At 47.5% G+C, this 21323-nt stretch carries 17 protein-coding genes; 10 read left to right on the top strand and 7 right to left on the bottom strand.

Annotated features, from left to right (window positions below; translation table 11 throughout):
* Nucleotides 1-95: 95 nt before the first annotated feature.
* The 6 genes from pheS to serA all read left to right on the top strand — a co-directional run bounded on the left by pheS (nucleotide 96) and on the right by serA (nucleotide 8927).
* Nucleotides 96-1091, top strand: a complete 996-nt coding sequence (pheS, locus tag Q0380_RS04990; protein WP_298960909.1) for a phenylalanine--tRNA ligase subunit alpha — start codon at nucleotides 96-98, stop codon at nucleotides 1089-1091.
* On the top strand, nucleotides 1088-3418 hold the full coding sequence (pheT, locus tag Q0380_RS04985) for a phenylalanine--tRNA ligase subunit beta (RefSeq protein ID WP_298960906.1): 2331 nt from the start codon (nucleotides 1088-1090) through the stop codon (nucleotides 3416-3418). Before pheS ends, pheT begins: the two co-directional genes overlap by 4 nt.
* Nucleotides 3415-4689: a 3-phosphoshikimate 1-carboxyvinyltransferase gene (gene aroA / locus Q0380_RS04980; protein WP_298960903.1), complete on the top strand. Its 1275-nt coding sequence runs from the start codon at nucleotides 3415-3417 to the stop codon at nucleotides 4687-4689. The genes pheT and aroA overlap by 4 nt, the downstream gene beginning before the upstream one ends.
* Nucleotides 4679-5515 carry a 4-hydroxy-3-methylbut-2-enyl diphosphate reductase gene (locus Q0380_RS04975; RefSeq protein WP_298960900.1) on the top strand — a complete coding sequence of 279 codons (837 nt, stop codon included), beginning with the start codon at nucleotides 4679-4681 and terminating at the stop codon, nucleotides 5513-5515. Before aroA ends, Q0380_RS04975 begins: the two co-directional genes overlap by 11 nt.
* 112 nt (nucleotides 5516-5627) lie before the next feature.
* A complete protein-coding gene (locus Q0380_RS04970) occupies nucleotides 5628-7295 on the top strand; it encodes a 30S ribosomal protein S1 (RefSeq protein WP_298960897.1) in 1668 nt (555 codons plus the stop codon).
* Nucleotides 7296-7349: 54 nt separating this feature from the next.
* Complete coding sequence (gene serA / locus Q0380_RS04965) at nucleotides 7350-8927, top strand: phosphoglycerate dehydrogenase (protein WP_298960895.1); 1578 nt, start codon at nucleotides 7350-7352, stop codon at nucleotides 8925-8927.
* Nucleotides 8928-9571: 644 nt separating this feature from the next.
* Here the strand turns inward: serA and Q0380_RS04960 are convergent.
* The 3 genes from Q0380_RS04960 to Q0380_RS04950 all read right to left on the bottom strand — a co-directional run bounded on the left by Q0380_RS04960 (nucleotide 9572) and on the right by Q0380_RS04950 (nucleotide 13873).
* Nucleotides 9572-10540: a DUF3137 domain-containing protein gene (locus Q0380_RS04960; protein ID WP_298960891.1), complete on the bottom strand. Its 969-nt coding sequence runs from the start codon at nucleotides 10538-10540 to the stop codon at nucleotides 9572-9574.
* 240 nt (nucleotides 10541-10780) lie between these two features.
* Complete coding sequence (locus tag Q0380_RS04955) at nucleotides 10781-12943, bottom strand: DUF1007 family protein (RefSeq protein ID WP_298960888.1); 2163 nt, start codon at nucleotides 12941-12943, stop codon at nucleotides 10781-10783.
* Between the two features lie 3 nt (nucleotides 12944-12946).
* Entirely contained in the window at nucleotides 12947-13873 is a 927-nt protein-coding gene (locus tag Q0380_RS04950; protein WP_298960885.1) for a zinc ABC transporter substrate-binding protein, read from the bottom strand.
* A gap of 113 nt (nucleotides 13874-13986) precedes the next feature.
* Between Q0380_RS04950 and Q0380_RS04945 the strand changes: the two genes are divergently transcribed.
* Nucleotides 13987-14340 (top strand): HTH domain-containing protein, encoded by a 354-nt coding sequence (locus tag Q0380_RS04945; RefSeq protein WP_295152447.1) that lies wholly within the window; start codon nucleotides 13987-13989, stop codon nucleotides 14338-14340.
* Nucleotides 14341-14475: 135 nt separating this feature from the next.
* Nucleotides 14476-14916: a hypothetical protein gene (locus tag Q0380_RS04940; protein WP_005873131.1), complete on the top strand. Its 441-nt coding sequence runs from the start codon at nucleotides 14476-14478 to the stop codon at nucleotides 14914-14916.
* A gap of 858 nt (nucleotides 14917-15774) precedes the next feature.
* Here the strand turns inward: Q0380_RS04940 and Q0380_RS04935 are convergent.
* The 4 genes from Q0380_RS04935 to rpmB all read right to left on the bottom strand — a co-directional run bounded on the left by Q0380_RS04935 (nucleotide 15775) and on the right by rpmB (nucleotide 18777).
* Entirely contained in the window at nucleotides 15775-16005 is a 231-nt protein-coding gene (locus Q0380_RS04935) for a YdcH family protein (RefSeq protein WP_177387402.1), read from the bottom strand.
* Nucleotides 16006-16250: 245 nt separating this feature from the next.
* Nucleotides 16251-17444 carry a bifunctional glutamate N-acetyltransferase/amino-acid acetyltransferase ArgJ gene (gene argJ, locus Q0380_RS04930; protein ID WP_298960880.1) on the bottom strand — a complete coding sequence of 398 codons (1194 nt, stop codon included), beginning with the start codon at nucleotides 17442-17444 and terminating at the stop codon, nucleotides 16251-16253.
* Complete coding sequence (locus tag Q0380_RS04925) at nucleotides 17437-18567, bottom strand: potassium channel protein (RefSeq protein ID WP_177387602.1); 1131 nt, start codon at nucleotides 18565-18567, stop codon at nucleotides 17437-17439. Before Q0380_RS04925 ends, argJ begins: the two co-directional genes overlap by 8 nt.
* 18 nt (nucleotides 18568-18585) lie before the next feature.
* A complete protein-coding gene (gene rpmB, locus Q0380_RS04920) occupies nucleotides 18586-18777 on the bottom strand; it encodes a 50S ribosomal protein L28 (protein WP_298960877.1) in 192 nt (63 codons plus the stop codon).
* A 144-nt stretch (nucleotides 18778-18921) separates the two neighbouring features.
* Here rpmB and rpe point away from each other — a divergent pair, with 144 nt between their 5' ends.
* Together rpe and Q0380_RS04910 are read left to right on the top strand one after the other, a co-directional pair.
* Complete coding sequence (rpe, locus tag Q0380_RS04915; RefSeq protein ID WP_298960875.1) at nucleotides 18922-19563, top strand: ribulose-phosphate 3-epimerase; 642 nt, start codon at nucleotides 18922-18924, stop codon at nucleotides 19561-19563.
* Nucleotides 19564-19584: 21 nt separating this feature from the next.
* Complete coding sequence (locus tag Q0380_RS04910) at nucleotides 19585-20391, top strand: 3'-5' exonuclease (protein ID WP_298960872.1); 807 nt, start codon at nucleotides 19585-19587, stop codon at nucleotides 20389-20391.
* Nucleotides 20392-21323 lie beyond the last annotated feature (932 nt).

Raw genomic sequence — 21323 nt, 5'->3', positions numbered from 1 at the left:
GATTATAGCCAAAAAATCCAAACACGCAAATTTACCTAGCTTTTATCAAATTTTAACTACAATCGCGCCATTAAATTTAACTACAAGGATAGAATTTGCAAGAGATTAAAGCAAAAATCGGCGCTGCATCGAGCCTAAGCGAGCTGGAAGCCGTGCGCTTGGAGCTTTTCGGCAAAAAAGGCATCGTAACGGCGCTTTTTGCCGAGCTCAAATCCGCAGCGCCCGAGCAGAAAAAAGAGCTTGCCGTAAGCGCAAATGAAAAGCGCGATTATTTCAGCGAGCTCATCGCCGCTAAAAAGGCGAGCTTGGAAGAGGCGGAGCAAAAAGAGGCGATGAAAAATGAAGCGAGCGACGTCACGCTTTTTAACGAAAACGTAAGCTGCGGCGCGCTGCATCCCGTGATGGAGACGATGGATAAGATCATAGACTACTTCATCGCGCAAAATTTCAGCGTCGAAAGCGGCCCGCTCATCGAGGACGATTTTCATAATTTCGAGGCGCTAAATTTACCCAAATACCACCCGGCGCGCGATATGCAAGATACGTTTTATCTAAATGACGGACGGCTATTGCGCACGCACACCAGTGGCGTTCAGATCCGCACGATGGAGAAATTTAAAGCTCCGCCGGTGCGTATGATCGCCCCGGGTGCGGTCTTTCGCCGCGATATGGATCTAACCCATACGCCGATGTTTCATCAAGTGGAGGGTCTAGTAGTCGAGCAGGGAGACCGCGTGAGCTTCGCAAATTTAAAATACGTTTTGGAGGAATTTTTGCGCTATATGTTCGGTAGCGTCCAAGTCCGCTTCCGTCCGAGCTTCTTTCCGTTTACGGAGCCGAGTACGGAGGTCGATATCAGCTGTATTTTCTGCCATGGCCATGGATGCCGCGTCTGTAAGCAGACGGGCTGGCTTGAGGTGCTAGGCAGCGGCGTGGTCGATCCTAACGTCTTTAAAGCGGTGGGCTGGAAAAACGTCAGCGGATACGCATTCGGGCTCGGCGTCGAGCGCTTTGCGATGCTGCTGCACGGCATCCCCGATCTGCGCTCGCTATTTGAAGGCGATATTAGATTATTGGAGCAGTTTAAATGATAATAACGAGAAATTGGCTACGAGAGTGGATCGACATAGGAGAAATTTCAAGCGAGAAGCTGGCCGCTACGCTAAACTCTATCGGCCTCGAAGTCGACGCGCACGATAAAATTTCGCTTCCCGCTAGCGTCGTCGTGGGGCTCGTAAAAAGCAAGCATCGCCACGAAAATTCCGATCATCTAAACGTCTGCGAAGTGGACGTCGGCGAGCAGAGCCTGCAGATCGTCTGCGGCGCGAAAAACGTCGAGGCTGGGCAATACGTCGCGGTTAGCCTCATCGGCGCCGTGCTGCCTAGCGGCCTTGAGATAAAGCCCGCCAAACTTCGCGGAGTGGAGAGCTTCGGCATGATCTGTTCGGCAACGGAGCTTGGGCTTGCTAAAACAAATGACGGCATTATGGTGCTTGATAGCAGCATCGGCGAGCTCGTGCTCGGCAAGGAGCTGCGCGAGTATGAAATTTTTAACGACGACGTCATCGAGATCGAGCTTACTCCCAACCGCGGCGACTGCCTTAGCATCTTAGGCGTAGCGCGCGATCTAAGCGCAGCGCTTGATCTGCCGCTAAAGGAAAAGCACGAATTTGAAGATGCCGACGGAGCGCCTGGTATCGGTAGAATTTTAAGCGTACGTGCAAGCGATGAGGTAAGCGCTAAATTTGCTTTTCGAGCTTATGAGATCAAAGGCGAGCTGAAGTTAAATTTAAAGCAGACCTTGCGTCTTGCAAGCGTTGGTATTTTGCAAAGCTGCGCGGTGCAAAATTTCATCAACTACGCTACTCATTCTACCGGAGTGTTGCTGCGTGCTTATGATTTTGAAAAGATCGCTTCCGCAGATGGCAAGGTAGCGCTTGACATAAAGCCTATGCCAAACGGTGAGTTCGGCGTTTATGCGGGCAAGAGATTGCTTAGCGTAGCAGGGATTTGCCAAGACGCGGAGCTAAAGGCGTGTTGCAGTAGCAAAGTGGTGCTATTAGAGGCAAACTACACCGCGCCACTAATTATCGCCAAAGCAGTAAACGAAAACAAAGGCCTAAAAGGCGACGAGCATGTGTATCGCTCAAGTAGAGGCAGCGAGCCAAAGCTTAGGCTAGGGCTCGATCTGCTATTTAGATTGCTACTTAAAAATAAAGCCGTGAGCCTATATGCGGGCACACAAAAGATTTCAAATGCTTTGGAACCGCTTATCGTGGGCTTTAGCGAAAAAGAGATAAACTCAATGATCGGCGCGCAAATTCCACGCGACAAGATCGTAAAAATTTTAAAAAGGCTGGGCTTTGATGTGGGCGTCGAAGCCGATCTCATCACCGCCAAGGTGCCGCCTTTCCGCCACGATATCGTAAATTCCCACGACGTGTGCGAGGAGATCGTGCGTATCGTGGGCATCGATAATATCGCCGCAGCGCCGCTAAGCTTCTACGAAAAAAACCGCCTAAACGATACCTACGTAAGCTTATGTAATGTACGCAAGCTTCGTAGCAAGGCGGCAGCAGTAGGATTTTTCGAGTGCGTGCATTATGTATTTGACGACGGAAAAGCGCTAGAGAATTTAGGCTTTGCGCCGTGCAAGGTTAAAATTTTAAATCCGATAAACGGCGAGCTGGACGCGCTAAGACCGACGCTAATTAATCATCTGCTGGAATCTGCTGAGCGAAATTTAAAGAATTCTCGCAGAAGCGTCAAGCTTTTTGAGCTAGGAGAGGTCTTTGACGAAAGCGGCGCGCAGAGCCTAAGGCTGGGCTTCATCGCTAGCGGGCTAAAGGCCGAACCCTCTATCGCTGCCGGTGCAAAACCTGCCGCAGTGGATTTTTTGTATTTTGCAAATTTAATCCAAAGCGTCATCGGTAAATTTAACGTCAGGCTGCCTGGCGAAAATTTGAAATTTTTAAGCGAATTCGAGCAAGCTCAGATTGAGCATGGCGGCGAAATAGTAGGCTTTATCGGGCGCGTGGATTACGCCGTAGAAGCGGGGCGCGATCTGGATAAAAGCTATCTGTGCGAGATCGATTTTTCAAAGCTTAAATTTAAAAATATCGTAGCGGACGTTTATTCGAAATTCCCTAGCGTATCGCGCGATCTAAGCATTTTGGTGCCGAGCGGAATGCGCTTCGAGCGGATCAAAGAGTGCATAGACGCCCTTAAAATCGAGGCGCTAAAGGAATTTATCCCGAGCGATCTTTACAGTGACGAAAGCCTGGGCGATTCAAAGAGCCTGACGATCAGACTTGTATTTCAAGACCTTCAAAAAACGCTCTGCGACGAGGAAGTCGCGGGCTTTACCGATAAAATTTTAGCCGCGCTTAGCAGCGAGCTGGGACTTGGACTGCGATGAGAATTTTTGCGCAAGCAAGCCCTTTGCGGGCGGAGATTTCAAATATCGCCGCGGATAAATCGATCTCTCATCGTGCGGCGATCTTTTCGCTGCTAGCGGAGGGGACGAGTAAAATTTCAAACTATCTAGCCGCCGAGGATACGCTAAATACACTAAAAATAGTGGAGCTTTTGGGCGCTTGCGTGCAGCGCGATGCGGGCGAAATTTTAATCACTCCGCCGGAGGTTATCAAAGAGCCGAATGTCCCGCTTAATTGCGGCAACTCGGGCACCGCTATGCGGCTATTTATGGGCTTTTTGGCGGGACGCGAGGGCTTTTTCGTGCTATGCGGCGATCGCTATCTAAGCGAGCGTCCGATGAGGCGCGTTGCGGATCCGCTTTGCAAAGTAGGCGCTAAAATTTACGGGCGTCAAGGCGGCGAAAAGGCGCCTATTGCGGTGCTGGGGCAAAAGCTTGGGTATTTTGAATACGCGAGTAAGATTGCGTCCGCGCAGGTAAAGACCGCTCTAATTTTAGCGGCCTTGCGCGGCAGCGGGTGCAGGTTTAGCGAGCCCGAGCTTAGCCGTGATCACAGCGAGCGGATGCTAAAAGCGATGGGTGCGCAAATTTCGCGAAACGACCTTGCGATCGAAGTCGCACCGCTTAGCTTGCCGCTTAAACCGCTTGAAATTTTTATCCCAAATGATCCAAGCTCGGCGTTTTTTTTCGCCGTCGCCGCAGCGATAATCCCAGGCTCGCGCATCGTGCTAAAAAATATGCTGTTAAACAAAACCCGCATAGAGGCGTATGAAATTTTAAAACGCATGGGCGCCGAGGTAAAATTTAATAAAACAAGCGAAATTTACGAGCAGATCGGCGATATAGAGGTTGCTTACGCGCCGCTTCACGCCGTGGAGGTGAGCGAAAATATCTCGTGGCTGATAGATGAAGCGCCTGCGCTTGCGATCGCCTTTGCCTGTGCACAGGGAAGTAGCGTGCTTAGAAATGCCGCCGAGCTGCGCGTGAAGGAGTGCGACCGCATAAAGGTAACCTGCGAAGGGCTTCGTGCCTGCGGTATCAAGGCGCGCGAGCTACAGGACGGCTGGCAGATCGAAGGCGGCGAGGCAAACGCAGCGATTATCACGCCGTGCGGAGATCACCGCATCGCGATGAGCTTTGCGATTTTGGGCTTAAGATCGGGGATGATCATCGAAGATAGCGATTGTATCGCGACGTCGTTTCCGAATTTCGCCGCGATTTTAAGACAGATCGGGGCCGGCGTTGAAGATTGAGATGGCCAAAAGCTACGGCTTTTGCTTCGGCGTCAAGCGCGCGATCAAGATCGCAGAAAGCGCCGGTGAGGCCGCTACGATCGGCGAACTGATACATAACGCCGAAGAGATCAACAGGCTAAGGCAAAATTTCGGCGTCAAAACCTTAGAAGGCGTTAGTGAGATCAAGGACGAGCAAAAGCTCATCATCCGCACGCACGGTATCCAAAAAGACGATCTGCAAAGATTAAAGGCGCAAAATAAAGAGCTCATCGACGCTACCTGCCCTTTCGTAACCAAGCCGCAGCAGATCGTAGAAAAGATGAGCGCAGAGGGCTATGATATCGTAATCTTCGGCGATAAAAATCATCCCGAGGTAAAGGGTGTGAAATCCTACGCAAAATCGCGCGTATTCGTGATCATGGATACGAAGGAACTGCAAGACGTCAAGCTTGGCTCGCGCGTCGCGCTCGTTTCACAGACTACGAAAAAGATAGAAAGCTTTACCAAAATCGCGGATTTTTTGATGCAGCGCGCAAGGGAGCTAAGAATTTTTAATACGATTTGCAATGCGACGCTGGAAAATCAAGAGGCCGTAAAAAGCCTGTCGCAAAAGGCCGACGTGATGATAATCGTAGGCGGGAAAAATTCCTCCAACACCAAGCAGCTTTTTTTAATTTCGCAGAATTTTTGCAAAGACAGCTACCTCATAGAAAACGAAAGCGAGCTTGAACGCTCGTGGTTTGAAAACAAAAGCCTATGCGGCATCTCCGCAGGAGCCAGCACGCCTGATTGGATCATCAAAAAAGTAGTAGCGCGAATCGAAAATTTAACGCAGAATTTATAAGCCCTCTTATCAAATTTATTCTTAGAAATTTATCAAATTAAAAGCAAATTTTGGCTAGAATCGCGCATTTTAGTTCTTTTCAAAAAAGCGCAAATAAATTTAAAGGAAGCATATGGCTGAGGTGAACGAAAAGGTTCAAAACCACGCAGAGGAAGATTTTGCGACATTGTTAGAGGAGTATGACGCCGGGAAGTCTCGCGACGAGGTCGTCACAGGTAAGGTTATCGCCCTTAAGGACGGCGAGGTTTTCATAGACGTAGGCAGGAAGTCGGAGGGCATTTTGGACGCCGCCGAGGTTAGCGACGATCAAGGAAATCCGCAGGTTAATGTAGGAGATGACATCAAAGTCGCTATTATCGGAAGCAGAGGCGGTCGCCCGGTCGTATCGTATAAAAAGGCTCTAAAGAAGGAAAAAGTAAAGGCGTTCATCGACTCCTATGATGAAAACGCAGAAAATGTCTATGACGTTAAAATTCTATCGTTTAATAAGGGCGGTTTCCTTTGTGCTAATGCAGACGATGTGGAATTTTTTATGCCGCGCTCGCAAAGTGCGCTTAAAAACCCAAATGGCGCCGTCGGTAAAAATTTCAAAGTAAAGATCATTAAGGTCGATAGAGATGAGCAAAGCATCGTAGTATCGCGCAAGAAGCTACTTGATGAGGATCGCAAAGCAAGCAAAGAGGCGATCGAGAAAGTAATCGCTACTGAGGGCATCATCGAAGGCGTCGTCAAAAAGATCACCACCTACGGTATGTTTGTAGACGTAGGCGGCGTGGACGGGCTCGTGCACTACAGCGAAATTTCATACAAAGGTCCTGTAAATCCAAGCTCGCTTTACAAAGAGGGCGATAAGGTTCCGGTTAAGGTTATCAAATATGACAACGATAAAAAGCATCTCTCCCTTTCGATCAAAGAGGCGATGCCCGATCCTTGGAACGAGATTAAAGATAGCCTGGAAGTGGGCGATACGATCCGCGTAAAAGTAAGTAATATCGAGCCTTACGGCGCGTTTGTCGATCTTGGCAACGACATCGAGGGTTTTTTGCATATCAGCGAAATTTCGTGGGATAAAAATATCAAAAATCCGAAAGATTTCATCAGCGAGGGTGAAGAGCTCGACGTCGAGGTCGTAGAGATTAACCCTAGCGAGCGTAGATTACGCGTGAGCCTTAAAAATTTACTCACCAAGCCTTTTGACGAGTTTGTTGCTAAGCATAAAGTGGGCGACGTGCTAAAAGGCAGCGTCACTACGATTACAAACTTCGGCGCGTTTGTGAGGATCGACGGTGTAGAGGGGCTTTTGCATAACGAAGACGCTTCGTGGGATCGCGGCGAGAAGTGCAAAAATTTATTCAAAGTAGGCGACGAGATCGAGGTTAAGATCATCAAGATCGACAAAGATACTCAAAAAATTTCTCTAAACCACAAAGAACTCGGCGATAGCCCGATTAGCGAGTTTGCCAAGAGTCACAATCAAGGCGATGTCGTAAAAGGCAAGATCCGCGATATTAAAGAGTTCGGAATTTTTGTTGAGCTGGGAGGCGGTATAGACGCGCTTATCCGCAAGGAAGATCTCGGCAACGTAAGCGTAGATAGCCTAAAAGTGGGCGACGAGATCGAGGCTGCGATCGCTTTTATCGACGAGAAGAAAAACAGAATTCGCCTAAGCGTGCGCAGACTGGCTCATCAGAAGGAGCGCGAGGCGCTAAACGAGATCAATAGCAACGACGACGAGAAGCAAAGCCTAGGGGATCTGATCAAAGATCAACTAAATAAATAATTCCTCCCGCAAGGCATCCCCGCCTTGCGGACCCACTTCTAAAGGTTAAATTTAATGAAAACTATCATAGTTTGCGACGCAATCCACAAAATCGGTTTCGATCTGCTTAAGCAGGAATCGGACGTTAAAGTAATCGACGCCACGAGCGTGCCCAAGAGCGAGCTATACGGAATTTTAGGCGATGCTGACGTCGCGATTACCAGAAGCTCTACGGCGGTGGATGAGAAATTTCTAAATGCCGGCACCAAGCTAAAAGCGATCGTGCGCGCGGGCGTGGGTGTAGATAACTGCGATATCGACGGCTGCTCCAAGCGCGGCATTATTTTGATGAACGTACCTACTGCAAACACCATCGCCGCGGTCGAAATGACCATGTGCCATCTGCTGAATGCTGCGCGCAAATATGTAAATTCCTGCAACGATCTGAAAATTAATAGAATTTGGAAGCGCGAGAAATGGTACGGCACCGAGCTTTATAAAAAGAGCCTCGGCATCATCGGCTTTGGAAACATCGGCTCGCGCGTGGGGGTGCGCGCGCTTGCGTTTGGGATGAACGTCATCGCCTATGATCCCTATATCGAGCCTGAGAAGGCCACGAAGCTCGGAGTAAAATATACGAAGAATTTCGATGAAATTTTATCTTGCGACTTCATCACGATCCATACGCCGAAAAATCAAGAGACGATAAATATGGTAGGCGAGCCGCAAATAGCGAAGATGAAGGACGGCGTGCGCCTAATAAACTGCGCCAGAGGCGGGCTGTATAATGAAAAAGCGCTTGCAAACAATCTACGCAGCGGCAAGATCGCATATCTCGGCATCGACGTATTCGACAAAGAGCCTGCGACCGATCACGAGCTTTTGGATATCGAAAATTTAAGCGCGACTCCGCATCTTGGCGCAAATACTCTCGAATCGCAAAGCAATATCGCCCGAGAAGCCGCAGAGCAGGCGATCAGCGCCGCGCGCGGCTTAAACTATCCAAACGCTTTAAATTTGCCGCTTAAGCTCGAGGATCTACCGCGCGGTATCGAGCCGTATATAAATTTGGTCTCGAAAATGGCCTATCTTGCGGCGCAGATCAATAAAGGCCCGATCAAATCGATTCGCATCGAGGGCAGCGGCGAGGTGGTGCAGTATCTAAAATCGATGCTCGTTTTTGCAATCGTAGGCGCGCTGCACGATTCTTCGGGCGATTCGCTAAATTACGTCAATGCTAAATTTCTTGCGGATGAAAAGGGGATCGAGACGAGCTTTGGCGAGCTTGCGCGAAGTGTTTATAAAAGCGAGATCTCGGTTAAGGTTACGACCGACAAAGCGATCTCAAACGTCGCGGGCACCGTATTTGATGGCAGCGAGGAGCGTATCGTAAATATCGGCGGATTTAAGACCGATTTTAAGCCGAAAGGCAAGATGATAATCTTCAAAAACACCGATGTGCCGGGCGTTATTAAATCCGTAAGCACGATCCTAGCCGACGAGAACATCAATATCGCGGATTTCCGCTTAGGCAGAGGCGAGGAGGGGGACGCTTTGGCGGTCATTTTGGTCGATTCCGAAGTGCAAAAAAGCACGCTTGATAAGCTGGCGGCGCTTCAAACCTGCCTAATGGTGCGCTACGCGGCGCTTTAATCTTTTTCCGCTTAGGAGGCGAAATTTAAAATTTCGCCTCGCCCGAATTCTTTAATAATTTAAATTTACAATCCAGCCTACGATGGTGTTTATGAGACGATGCAGGAACGCGTGGCGAGGATTGGCGGAACTTGCGTACGTGCAGAGCTAGCGCTTGAGGTACGTTGCGACATGCGTCCGAGCAGATGCCCTTTTAGCGTGCGGCTTTTGTAAGCGCGACACGCACGCTCTAAATTTAACTCTCGTCGCGGACTTGCTTTTAAATTTAAATTTCGTCCTTGCAGAGCCGCTTTAAATTTCATCATCGCGGCACTGCCGATTAAATTTTGTCGCTATGCGGGTTTGGTACTAAAAGCTAGAGGCTGCGATGCGAAACGAGATCAAAATTTTATTTTGGGCATGAAGAGCTAAGCAAGAGTTGCTTCCAGGAAGCATCGGAGCGTTAAATTTTATTTATAAGACAACGTCAAGGCGCTTTTGCTTCAAATTTATTTGCGGCAGGCGTTTCATCTCTTTAATCGTATCGCTCGTTAAATTTCGGGCAGTTGCCGAGAGATCGCACTGCTGATTAAATTTTACGTTTTTGCCGAAATTATGCTTCGCCGAAAAATTCCGTCTATCCTAAAATGAGCAGGTACAAAATTTCAGCTGTAATGCGTCCTGCTAATTTGTGGCCCCAGTGTCTCGATTAGGCTTAAAATTTTGCGGATCTGCGTTTGGTATTCGCGCGCGAGCTCTATGCTAGCGGGCCTACCAAAAAGCGTAGTTTCAAAAAGATCGGGCGCACCGTTTAAAAATAGATATAAGCGCTTATCCATAAATACCGTGCTCAAGCTGAACTCGCCGCTCGTTTCGCGATTTATTTCGCGCAGACGCTCCATAAACGCGGGCGTTAGCAGATAGCGCGCTTCTACTTTGTCATCCGCAAATACGCGAAAATCGCGCATAAAATCCACATCGTCCATCATCTCTTTTTCGCCGAAGATCTTGGCGTTTAGCTCCCTGCTTACCACTATCGTTTTGCCCGAGGTTTTTTTCGCGAGCTCGCAGATCAGTACGTTGCCGTCAAAGTCCATATAGTTATCGTAGAATATTTTGATCAACATAATCGCCGCTATGAGCGGATTATCCGTTTTCATGTAAAACCTACCATTACTATGTACCTCGCTTAGGCTAAATTTAATCCCGCAGTACACGCCCGTAATCCGATCCTCGCTTTTGATCCTAGATTTCCTATAAATTCTAAATTTTTGAAATTCCTCCTCTTGCATGCCGGTATATGGATCGTATTTTAAACCGGCATCTATATCGTTTATTACGGCGCGGACGAATATCTCTTTATAAAATTTGTAGTAGCGAATTTCCGCTTCGCTTTCTTGACCGGCGCAATGCATAAGAAATATCCAAAAGATCTGAAAAAGGATCAAGACGCTCGAAAATTCGGCAATTATTATCAGAGGAGTGTCTGCTTTAACGCCGTTTAGAAACACTAATACGAACAGGACCGCAAAAAAGGCGGCTATGCTGAGGTAGTAATATCTATTAAAAGCTTTAGCGCACGCTTTTTGTTCGGTTAAAGTCTGCGAAACGACATCTTGCAGAGCAGGCGACATATCTATCCTTGATAAAATTTTCGCCCGTATTGTAGCAAAATTTAACGTGATTTATAAAGAGCGAATTCCGCCGCTTAATGAATAGTCGGGATCGAAATTTAATTTACGCGGGTCCGCAGCGTAAAATTTTAAAATCCTACTCTTTGAAATTAGATCCGCACCGGATTTAAAATTTAACATATCGCGTAAGCTTATATTTCACGCGAGCCGCTTTTTAAAATTTGCATCCAAAGCTTGCGATCACAGTATCCTGAGGGTGTCTGAGATGAAATACATAAAAATCCCGAGCCCAAACATCACGAAAAGCCCCGCAAATTCGATGTAAAGCTTCAAACTTACGAGCCGCTTCGAGCTTAGCTCGTTTGCCTTCGCGCCGAAAAGCGCGGCTAAAAATATCACGACGCTCATCCCAAAACCGATGAAAAGCGCACTTGCGACGCTAAGCGCGAAGCTGCCGAGGCTGAAAGCAAGCACGAAAATAAGGATCGTGCCGGGGCAAGGCACGAGCGCCGCAGCAAGCGCGATAAGCCACTCCCGCCCTTTCTCGCCGCCGCAGGTCGCGCCATTTTGCAGCGAGCTAGACGAGGTTTGGTTTTTGAAATTTGTAGAATTTGAAGCCTGTTTTTGTTCGTTTTGGCTAGACGAGTTTTCTTCTAGGCTTGCGGCTAAATTTGAATCCGAATTTAGCTCTGCCGTTGCGGCGCCCGAATTTTCAGTATCTAAATACTGTGCGGATTCGCCGCTAGGGGTTTTAAATTTAGAAAATTTATAGCTCTTTGACGCTGCGCCAGCGGAATCCCCGGCGTTTGCAAATGCCGTATTTTTTAAGCGGACGTCCGTCTCCGCGGTCTTTGCGACGGAAGCGCAAGCGGCGCAAGAGCAGCCCGCATCGTGGCTGACGCCCGATCTTACGCGGCGAGCTTTGTCGTAGATGATGAGCGCGGTTATGACGATGATCAGAAGTGCCGAAATTTTCGTGGTGATCGAGGCGGAGTTTGCAGAGACGAGCCCTGCGACGTTTTGCAACACGAACATGCTCGCGCTTACTAAAACGAGCGCTCCTAGTACGTGTAGAAGCCCGATTTTAAGGGCAAATCCGAAGGCTTTGACGTAGCTGCCGCCATGGGCTAAGAAATAGCTCGCCGTTAGCAGCTTCGCGTGCCCTGGGCCTGCCGCGTGGAAAAAGCCGTATATGAAAGAAAGCGCCAAGACCCATAGGATGGTGCTCGCGCTTGCATGCTCGCTGCTTGCGCGAAACGCCGTTTTGAGGCTTTTCATAAAATCCATCGTCTTTTGCGCGACAAATCCCAGCGAAACCTCTTTGTGCTGCTCGCTTGAAATCTCGTCGCTACCGAGCGCGGCGCCGTTTTTGCTCGCGTTATTTTGCGCTAAATTTAAAGAACTCTCCCTGGGCGGCGTCGCTAGATTTTGCGTAGAATGCGCGGAATTTAAAGAATTGTCTCGGATCGCAGCAAAATTTTCGCTCACGTCTTTATCTACAAGCGCCACAGAATTTGCGGAATCACCTTTCGTCTGCGCATCCTTTTTGGCGGCTTTATTAATCTGCGCGAGAGTATCCGAAGCGGCGATGTTTTTTTGTGCCTCTGCTGCAGCCTCCGAAACAATATCGCCGACGGATCTTTGGTTTGATCTGCGTGCTGAGCTGGAATTCGGTTTAGCTTGGCCGCCTTGCGCAAGTTTATCCTCTGAGCCCGCAAGACTCTGCTCGCTAGATGCAAGGCTATCCTGCGCTAAATCGGAGTTTGGCGCGCTTGAAATTGGCGGCTTTTTATCTGCGATCTTTGGTTTTTCGCCGCTAAATTCTATAAAAGTGGTGGCCAAATTTGAATTAGGCTTCGCTACAAAGCCCTCGCCTAGATTAATGGGCTTGTCGTCAAGCATTTTGAAATTGAAAAATCCCTGATCGTCGTTAATGGAAATTTTAAGAACGCGGTTGTTTCGCAGTTCGAAGCCAACCTTTTGATCGAACTCAAACACGAGTCTGCCCTTTTTGACGAGGCTTATTGCGTTTTTAAAATTTCCCTTAATTTGCGTGCCTACGAGGTTGCTAAGCGCAGGTTTTGCGTTTTTTGGCGCTTGATCGTAGAATTCCGCCTCGCAAAGATAGTTTTTGGGGGTTAGATAATCGGTCATCGCCTTGGTTATCTCGGCAAGCTCGCTATTTTCAAGCTTGGCATTGGAATTTATATCGTAGGTCTGCATTATGACGTCGGTAAAATTTTGAGAGAAAAGCCACGAAAAATGCAGGCTCACGATCTTGCCGTCTTGTGCGACAGGGGTAATGCTAACGTGCGCAGTAGGCGTGTATAGGGCGCACAGAGCGCACGCAAATATCCGCGAGCTAAAGATCGCGGATAAAAGTAAAATTTTAATAAATTTCATCAACTACAAATTCTCTCCGAAAACGTCGATCGTCTTTTTCATCGTCTCGTACCAATCTAGCGGCAGCTGATCGATCTCTATCACCTTTGCGCCTGTTTGTGCGGCGATGGTTTGCGCTGCCTTTTTGGAAAACTGCGGTGCGACGAAAATCACCTTGATCTTTTCCTCTTTGGCTTCCTCGATCAGCTCGGCTAAATCCGCAGGCTTAGGCTCTTTGCCCTCTACTTCGACTGCGATCTGCTCTAAATCGTATCGATGCGCGAAATAGCCCCAAGACGGATGATAAACCATAAATTTCTTTCCCTTGACGCCCGCTAATTTCTGCTTTGCGTAAGCGTCCAGCTCGTCAAGCTTTTTAGCAAATTTATCGAAATTTGCTTCATAAATTTTAGCATCCTTAGGATACTGTTTGGTTAACGCGTCTTTAATATTTTTAGCTTGAATTTTTACAAGCTGCGGATCGAGCCAGATATGTGGGTCTAAACCGCCGTGATGGTGATGGTGCTCGTGTGCCTCGTGATCTTTGTCGCCATGCTCATGATGCGCGTCATGATCATGATCATCGTGATGTGCGCTATGATCGTGTTCGTCGTGATGGTGGTGCTCTGCCATAGCCATTTTAGTGATACCATCTTCGGTGCGGATTATCTTCATCTTTGGATACGATGCGGCAAGCTTTGGTAGCCAGACTTCATCAAATTCTATACCGACCGCAAAATACAGATCGCTATTTTCTAGCATTTTCATCTCCGAAGGCTTAGGCTCGTATGTGTGCGGATCAGCGCCTTTGCCTACCATCGTATTTACCTGCAGGGTATCACCTGCGATCTGTTCAACAAAATACTTCGTAGGAAGTATGGTCGTGGTGACCGTAGGTTTGGCGAATACTACGCAACTAGCTGCTAAAAGCGTGAAAATAAGCTTTTTCATAAAATTCCTTTCCAAAAAAATTGCGGAAGTATATCAAAAGCAACTTAGTTGCAACTTAATATAAATTTATCTAAATTTCGCTATCATCGCTTAAATTTTAAAAAAGGCGTAAAATGGATCCCAAAGATTTTTTAGCGAGTCACGATATCGCTCCTACGGCGCTTAGAGTGCAGATCGTGCAGATCCTAAGCGAGAAAAAATGCCCGGTAAGCTATGATGAACTAGTAGAACAAACGGGCGCGAATAAAACCACTATATATCGCAATATAGCGCTTTTGGAAGAGAAAAATTTGATAATTACCAGCGAAAATAATCATAAAAGCTTTTATGAGCTTACCGACGGCGCCAAAGCGTATTTTGTCTGCGAAAGCTGCCATAAAATGGAGGAGATTTCGATGCCAGCTTTGCCACAAAAAAATGTCAAAAGCGTGCTCGTGCGAGGATTGTGCGAGAAGTGCGGCGGCTGAGGCGGGAAATTTAATAAAAAGCGCTCAAGGAAATTTGGCTAAAACGCTAGGACAAAATTTAACCGATTTTTAACGGATTTTTATAAAACAAACGATATAATCCGAGCGTTTCATATTTTAAAAGGGAAAAATTCAGTGAATAAAAACGATACGATAAAAGCAATAGAGAAGTTTGTGAGTTCTCAAGAAATGACGATGTTTCGCCTGAAAAAGGGTATCTACGGCGATGCGATGAAAAACCTGGATCAGGTTTTTACGCCGTATAAGGAGTTTGCCGAGTTTTTCAAAAATCCCGCAAATAGGCTGCAGGAGCTGTTAGGCAACATCGCGTACGAATCGATTTTAAACTACACTGAAGCAGGGCTATCGCACTGCGAGAAGATCCACTCGATCTATTTTGTGGAATCCAAAGGATTTTTCAAAAGCGGGCTAAAGTATATCGAGCCTGATGCGACCGCGAGAGAAAGAGCCAAGAGCTATTACGACAAATTGCTGGAAAATAATGAGAAGCTTAACGAATATATCGATATCGGCTTGCAAAGGCTACATGGCTTAGAAGCGAAGGTTTTCGAGTAGGCCAGGTTAGTTTTGGGATTTGATTTGCGTGGCGAAATTCTATCGCAAATCCTTAGCGCTTAAAATTCTATGATTAAATTTCATACCTTTTACAGATCCACTTATATTATTTAATTCCGCGTTAGCGCCGCTTTTAATTGCACATATAGTAATAGGGCGGCTTGAGCAATTCCGTGGCGGTAGGCATTATCCGATACGATCAAAGAAATAATCTAAATTTTTAAAGCTCAACGAAGCGGGTTAAAATAAGCAAGCTTGGTTAAATCCTTTGAAGAGATTAAAGCAGGCTCTAGCATAAACTAGCGCTTGGTCGAAGTCTGCGAATTTGAAATTTCGCGGTTAGCGCGAACGGGAATTTAAAATTCTAGCGCCACTTTAGATTTCTGCGAAATGCGGAATTTTAAAAGTAGGTACTGCGCCTGCAACAAGCAAAACGCAAGATTTGAAATTTGCTAGAAAATACTCACTGCGAAGTAAAATTTAAGAGCCAGGCTGCAGGGCGACGCAGCGTAAATTTTAATTTGCTCTGTAGCGCAAAATATATTCAGCAAGAGATATTTTTGGAAGCGGAAAGGGCGCGATAGAGAGCCGTAACGAATTATATTTGATTGCGCTAATACCGCGTTGGTATATGCAGTGATGTAGCCGATACGTAAAAATTATTTAGCGGTGTCAATATAGTGGAGTGTGCGGTATAAATTTTAACTCGTTTTGGTGCGCTGTTTTTATTTATTGCGCGCGGCAAATTTAAGCGGTTAAACTTATTGAGATTAGAAAATTCTAAACACGGATTAAAGCTTAGCGGCGAAATTAGCCTTGCTAGCATTCTGCTGCATCTTAATTTCGCCGCAAGCAACTTTATTTATCTGCCTTTTCGGCTTTATATTGCGCTAGCAGGGTGCCTAGCTCATCTTTTATGCGAAGCTTTTCTTTCTTCATCGCATCGATCTCCAGATCGCTCATATGCACTCTGCCAGCTTGTGCGTCGGCGATCTTGTGATCCAGCTCGTCGTGCTTCTCAAATAGCGAATCAAATCGCGCGTTTTTGCCTTTTAACTCAGTGATTAAATCTCTGTATTCATGAAACATACTTTACTCCTTTGAAAAGTTTATTCAAGTATATCAATAAAGCGCTTAAAACCTAATTTCAGCTATCAAATTTAGACTGAATTTAGCGGATGAAATTCTAAATTTTAAGAGATGAAATTTTAGTATTTAAAAATTTAAAACAGGCAAATTTAAATGATAAAATTTTAGGGTAGAGCTTTAAAGCCCTGCTGCTATTCGCTATTTTCGAGACGAGATTTTTAGGTTATGAAGCGAGCTGTGAATCTTTATGATCTATAATCGGCGTTGATTTTTACGTAGTCGTAGCTAAGATCGCAGCCGTACGCGCTAAACTCGCCCTCTCCGAGCCCTAAATCGCACCAGATCGTAAAGCTTTTTTGCTGCATTATGGCGTGAGCCGCGGCCTCGCGCGCGGCGTCCAGTTCGCGATTTTGCGCGTCATAAAGTAGCACGTCGTCGTATTTGATACGCAGCTTTTCTTCGTCGCATTCGATACCGCAGGCGCCTATGGTGGAGGCTATGCGACCCCAATTCGGGTCTTCGCCGAAGATCGCCGTTTTAACAAGCGGCGAATTGCTAAGCGCCTTTGCCGCCCTGCGGGCATCCTGGGCGTTTGCGGCACCGCTTACTCTAAATCGCACCAGCTTGTTTGCGCCTTCGCCGTCTTTTACCAGCATTAGCGCAAGCTCGCGCGTCAGGGCGTTTAGCGCGGAGGCGAAGGCGTCCTTTTCGTAAGCGCATTTAGCGCTGCTGCAGAGCATAATCGTATCATTGGTGGAGGTATCGCCGTCGACGCTTACGGTGTTGAAACTCTGCTCCGCTGCCTTTTTTAGCAGCTCGTCCATATCAGCGCGCGGGATTTTTGCGTCGGTTAGGATGAAGCAGAGCATAGTTGCAAGCGCAGGATTGATCATACCTGCGCCCTTGCAAACGGCTGCGATGTGAAATTTCTCGCCGTTTTCTAAAGAAATTTCATATGCAAGCTCTTTTTTTATCGTATCTGTCGTCATAATGGCGGTGGCTAGAGCGTTCGAGTTTCGTGCCGAAAGGTCAAAATTTTGCGCGGCGGCGATAATTTTTTCCTTTTTAAGGCGGTATCCGATGACGCCGGTCGAGCTCATGACAGGGTTTATCAGAGGGATTTTTTTGCCAAGCTCGCTAAAAATTTCATCAATATCGGCGATGCCTTGCTCCCCGGTCATAGAGTTTGCGTTTTTAGAATTTACGAGGATAAAATTTGTTTTAAGCTCCCCGCCTGCGCGCTCTTGTGCCCTTTTGAAATGCCTAATCGGCGCGGCTTGAAATTTATTGCTCGTAAAGATCGCGCTTACGGCAAAAGGCTCATCCGCGCGGATAAATCCCAGATCGTTCCCCTCTTTTTTAAAGCCCGAATTTACGCCATCAAAATAAAAGCCCTCGACATTCTGCAAGCCGCCCTCGAGCTTAGTGATTTTAAACATATCTCATCTCCTGTGGCTTGTATTTGCTGCGGATGAGCTTTTTCGTGTTGCGGATACCCTCTGCCGTGCCGATGACTAAAAATTTTACCCCAGTACCGATGAGGTAGTCGCCATCCGGCATCGGGATAAAGCGGCTGTTGGGCTCTTTGATTCCCACGACGTCGGCGTTTGTAAAATCGCGCAGGCGAGTTTCTTTTAGGCGCTTGAAGCGGATCCATGAAAAATCGGGCACCGTGATCTCCTCGATATCGATGAGTGAGTCTTTTTTATACAAAAATCGCTCCAAAATGTTTTCCATATCGGGGCGCACGCTGATCGCAGAGAGCCTTTGTGCGGCGAGCTTAGAGGGTGAGACGATAGAATTTGCGCCGAGTTTTTTTAGCCTCTCGGTGTCGCTGTCATCATCGCTATTTGCCATGATGAAGTAGGGGGTGATGCGACCAAGCTCCTTTTCGTATAGGCGCACGAGCGAGATTATTGCGATATTATCGGCTAAATTTGGACTTAGCGTGATGACAGATTTCGCAGATGACAGATGCGCTTTTAGCATTGTAGTTTCTACGTGCGGCTCGCCTACGATGAAATATGGATAGCGGTTTTCCTCGGCAATTTTAGCTAGAGCGGGATCGGGGTCGATCACGACAAAAGGCAGATGATTTTCGCGAAACTGCTTGGCAAGCTCGGCGCAGTAGATGTTGTTGTAACAGATAATGTAGTGGTTTTTGAGTCTTGCGATGTTATTGATCATTCGTTGCTCCCTAAGTAAATTTTGAAGTTTGCCGTTTTTTATGACCTCGACGACGACGCCCAGGCAAAACGAAAAGGTTCCAAAGCCCATTAGGATGAATAAGACGGTAAAAATTCTACCCGCGGGCGATATCGGCGCTACTTCGGTAAAGCCTACCGTCGTGAAGGTCATGCCTGCTTGATAAAAGGCGTCTACGAGCGAAAAGCCCGCTATAAAGACATAGCCTAATGTGCCGATTAGCATCATCAATACGATGGTTATCAGCGGTAAGCGAAAAGGACGTAGCTGGTCGTAAATTTCTGTGTAGAGGTTGATGTCCGGCTTAGTCGAGCCGGACCAGTCGAGGAATCGCTTGATCTTGTCCAAAACAGACATAAATTCCTCTTTAAGAGGTTATTTTGATTGCTTTTTCATAGTTCGTAGAGTTGAGGCGGCGACTTTGATTCGTCTGGTTGAGCCGTCTTGTAGCTGAACGCGGATGGTGCGTAGATTGACCTGAAATTTCTTCTTCGTTTTGTTGTTTGCGTGGCTGACGTTGTTTCCCACCATCGCACCTTTGCCGGTGATTGCGCATCTTTTTGCCATAATAAATCCTTGATGATTAAAATAAATGACGATTATAGCGAAAAAATTTCAAATTATGCTTAAAATTCGCTCCGGTTCAAATTTAGCGAAATTTATGACAAAACTAAGTAAAATTCCGCATCTTTAAATTTTAAAGGAATCTTAATGTATGTCGCACCCAGCATTTTATCGGCGGATTTCGGAAGGCTTGCGGAGGAAATTCGCGCAGTCTGCGAAGCGGGCGCCGATCTCATTCACGTAGATGTGATGGACGGGCATTTCGTACCCAATCTCACGATCGGACCGCTCGTAGCAAGCGCCGCGGCAAAGGCGAGCAGCAAGCCTTTAGACATCCATCTGATGGTTAAAAACGTGCCGTTTTTCGTCGATCTTTTTTTGCCGCTAAAGCCGAAATTTCTTAGCTTCCACATCGAGGAGGAGCAGCACCCGCTGCGCCTCATAGATCATATACGCCGCAGCGGCGTCTCGCCCGCGGTCGTGCTAAATCCGCATACTCCGCTTAGCGCGCTGGAGTTTATTTTGGGCGAGGTCGATATGGTGCTTTTGATGAGCGTCAATCCGGGCTTTGGAGGGCAGAAATTTATCCCCTCGGCGCTTGAGAAAATTAAGCAGCTGCGCGAGCTGATCGATCGCAAAGGCGCAAAATGCCTCATCGAGGTCGACGGCGGCGTAAACGGGCTGAATATCGCAGGTATCGACGAAGCTGGCGCCGACGTCGTGGTAGCGGGCAACTACATATTTTCTTCAAACGACTACACGGAGGCGATCCGTGCGCTTAAAATTTAGGCGCGACATAGGGGTAAAATTTTGACGCATAGAATCGAAAATCTCATAAATTTACTAGCTCAAAAGAGCATAAATTATTACGATTTTATCTCAAAAGCAAGCGACATTGCTGAAATTACTGAGCTTTTCGAGCCCAAAGACCTCTCGATGTGGCGGGCGCTGGGCATAGAGATAATAAAGCTCGACAACGGCAAAATTACGCTCAAAACCCGTGAGACGGACATTTCGGACGAAATTTTTTGCTTCGTGGACATCGAGACGAACGGTGGGCTTTCAAACGGCCAGATCATCGAAATCGGCGCGATAAAAGCGCGCGGCACGCAGGAGCTGGACCGCTTCGAGAGCTTCGTTTACGCGCCCGTCGTGCCCGAAAATATCACGGAGCTTACGGGGATCCGCTCGGACGATCTGGTGGGCGCACCGCCGCTAGCTAGCGTGCTGGAGCGATTTAGACTGTTTTTAGGCGATAGCGTTTTTGTGGCGCATAACGTCAAATTTGACTACGGCTTCATCGACGCGAGCCTGCAAAAATGCGGCTTTGGAATGCTTTTAAATCGCAGGCTCTGCACCGTCGAGCTCGCGCGTCGCACGATCGAGGCGCAAAGATATGGGCTCGGCTCGCTAAAAGAGCTTTTAGGCGTGCAAAACGTCCACCACCGCGCATTTAGCGACGCCGTTTCCTGCTTTGAAATTTTTAAATTCGCTCTAAAGCGCCTGCCGTGGAGCGTGCAAAGCACCGAGGATCTGATACTTTTTAGCAAAACCGCAAAGAGCCTGGCGCTGCCTAGGCCGCAGATTTCGGAGCGCGGCGAGGGCGAAATTTTATAAATCGCGCGCCGGATTTAAAGATGAAATTTTAGTGAAATTTCGCGCCGCCGTTTGAGGGGTAAATTTTACGCTTTTAAACGGCGGCGCTTTAATCTGCGCGGATTGCGGTAGCGCAAATTCGATCCGCGCGATTTTGGGCGGCGCAAATCGGCGCGTATGGACCTAGATTTTGAAATTTTACCCTTGCCGTAGCGATTGAATGCGCATAAATCGCGGCGGCGCAAATTTATAGCGCTACTGCGGCGAGATGTGATTGCGAGCGAACCGAAACGGCGCGAATTTAAGCAGGCGTGGTTTTAAATCGCATTGCGATCGCACCGGATTTAAGTGCAAATGCCCGCAGCAGCGCCCTCCGCGTATGCCAACCAGGCGGATTATGCGATTTTAATTTGCTCGGGCGGGTGCGGCAGCGAGCGCTCGTGGAGCCTTTTTGCTTTCGCGGTTTTGATTTTTGCGGCGATAAATTTTGCGGCCGCCCGCAGTTTTACAACCTTGCTTCGGGCGAATTTTATGAGCGCTTGCAGTCGCGTGGATACGTCCGAAGCGTCGTGCGCTTTAAATTTTAAAATTTAGCCTAGGCGCGCGAATTCGATGCTTTAAACTCTAAAATCAATAAATTTTGCCCGCGCCTGCGCATCTTTTGCGTCCCAAAAGCGATAAATTTAGCGTGCCCGTACCGCCGCCGCAGATACGCTAGGCGCGAGGGTTTTCTGCATTCGCCGCTTGGAATTTTGATTTTAGCTTGACGACCTGGTCGGTACGTACCCGTGCCGCAAATTTTAAAATAGAGCTTTATAAAATTTTTTGGCGCCGATCGAAAATAAAATTTCATAAATTTTTATCGCAAAACATAGTGCGATCGGAGTAAATTTAACGAAAGCTCACCCCTGTCGTAGCGGCGTACGGTGACCGCATCCGCACTAAATTTAGCG

It is taken from the genome of uncultured Campylobacter sp., from assembly GCF_937959485.1.
Lineage (GTDB): Bacteria > Campylobacterota > Campylobacteria > Campylobacterales > Campylobacteraceae > Campylobacter_B.
The sequence above is the reverse complement of the archived record's forward strand: the minus strand, read 5'-3'. Positions and strand labels throughout refer to the sequence as shown.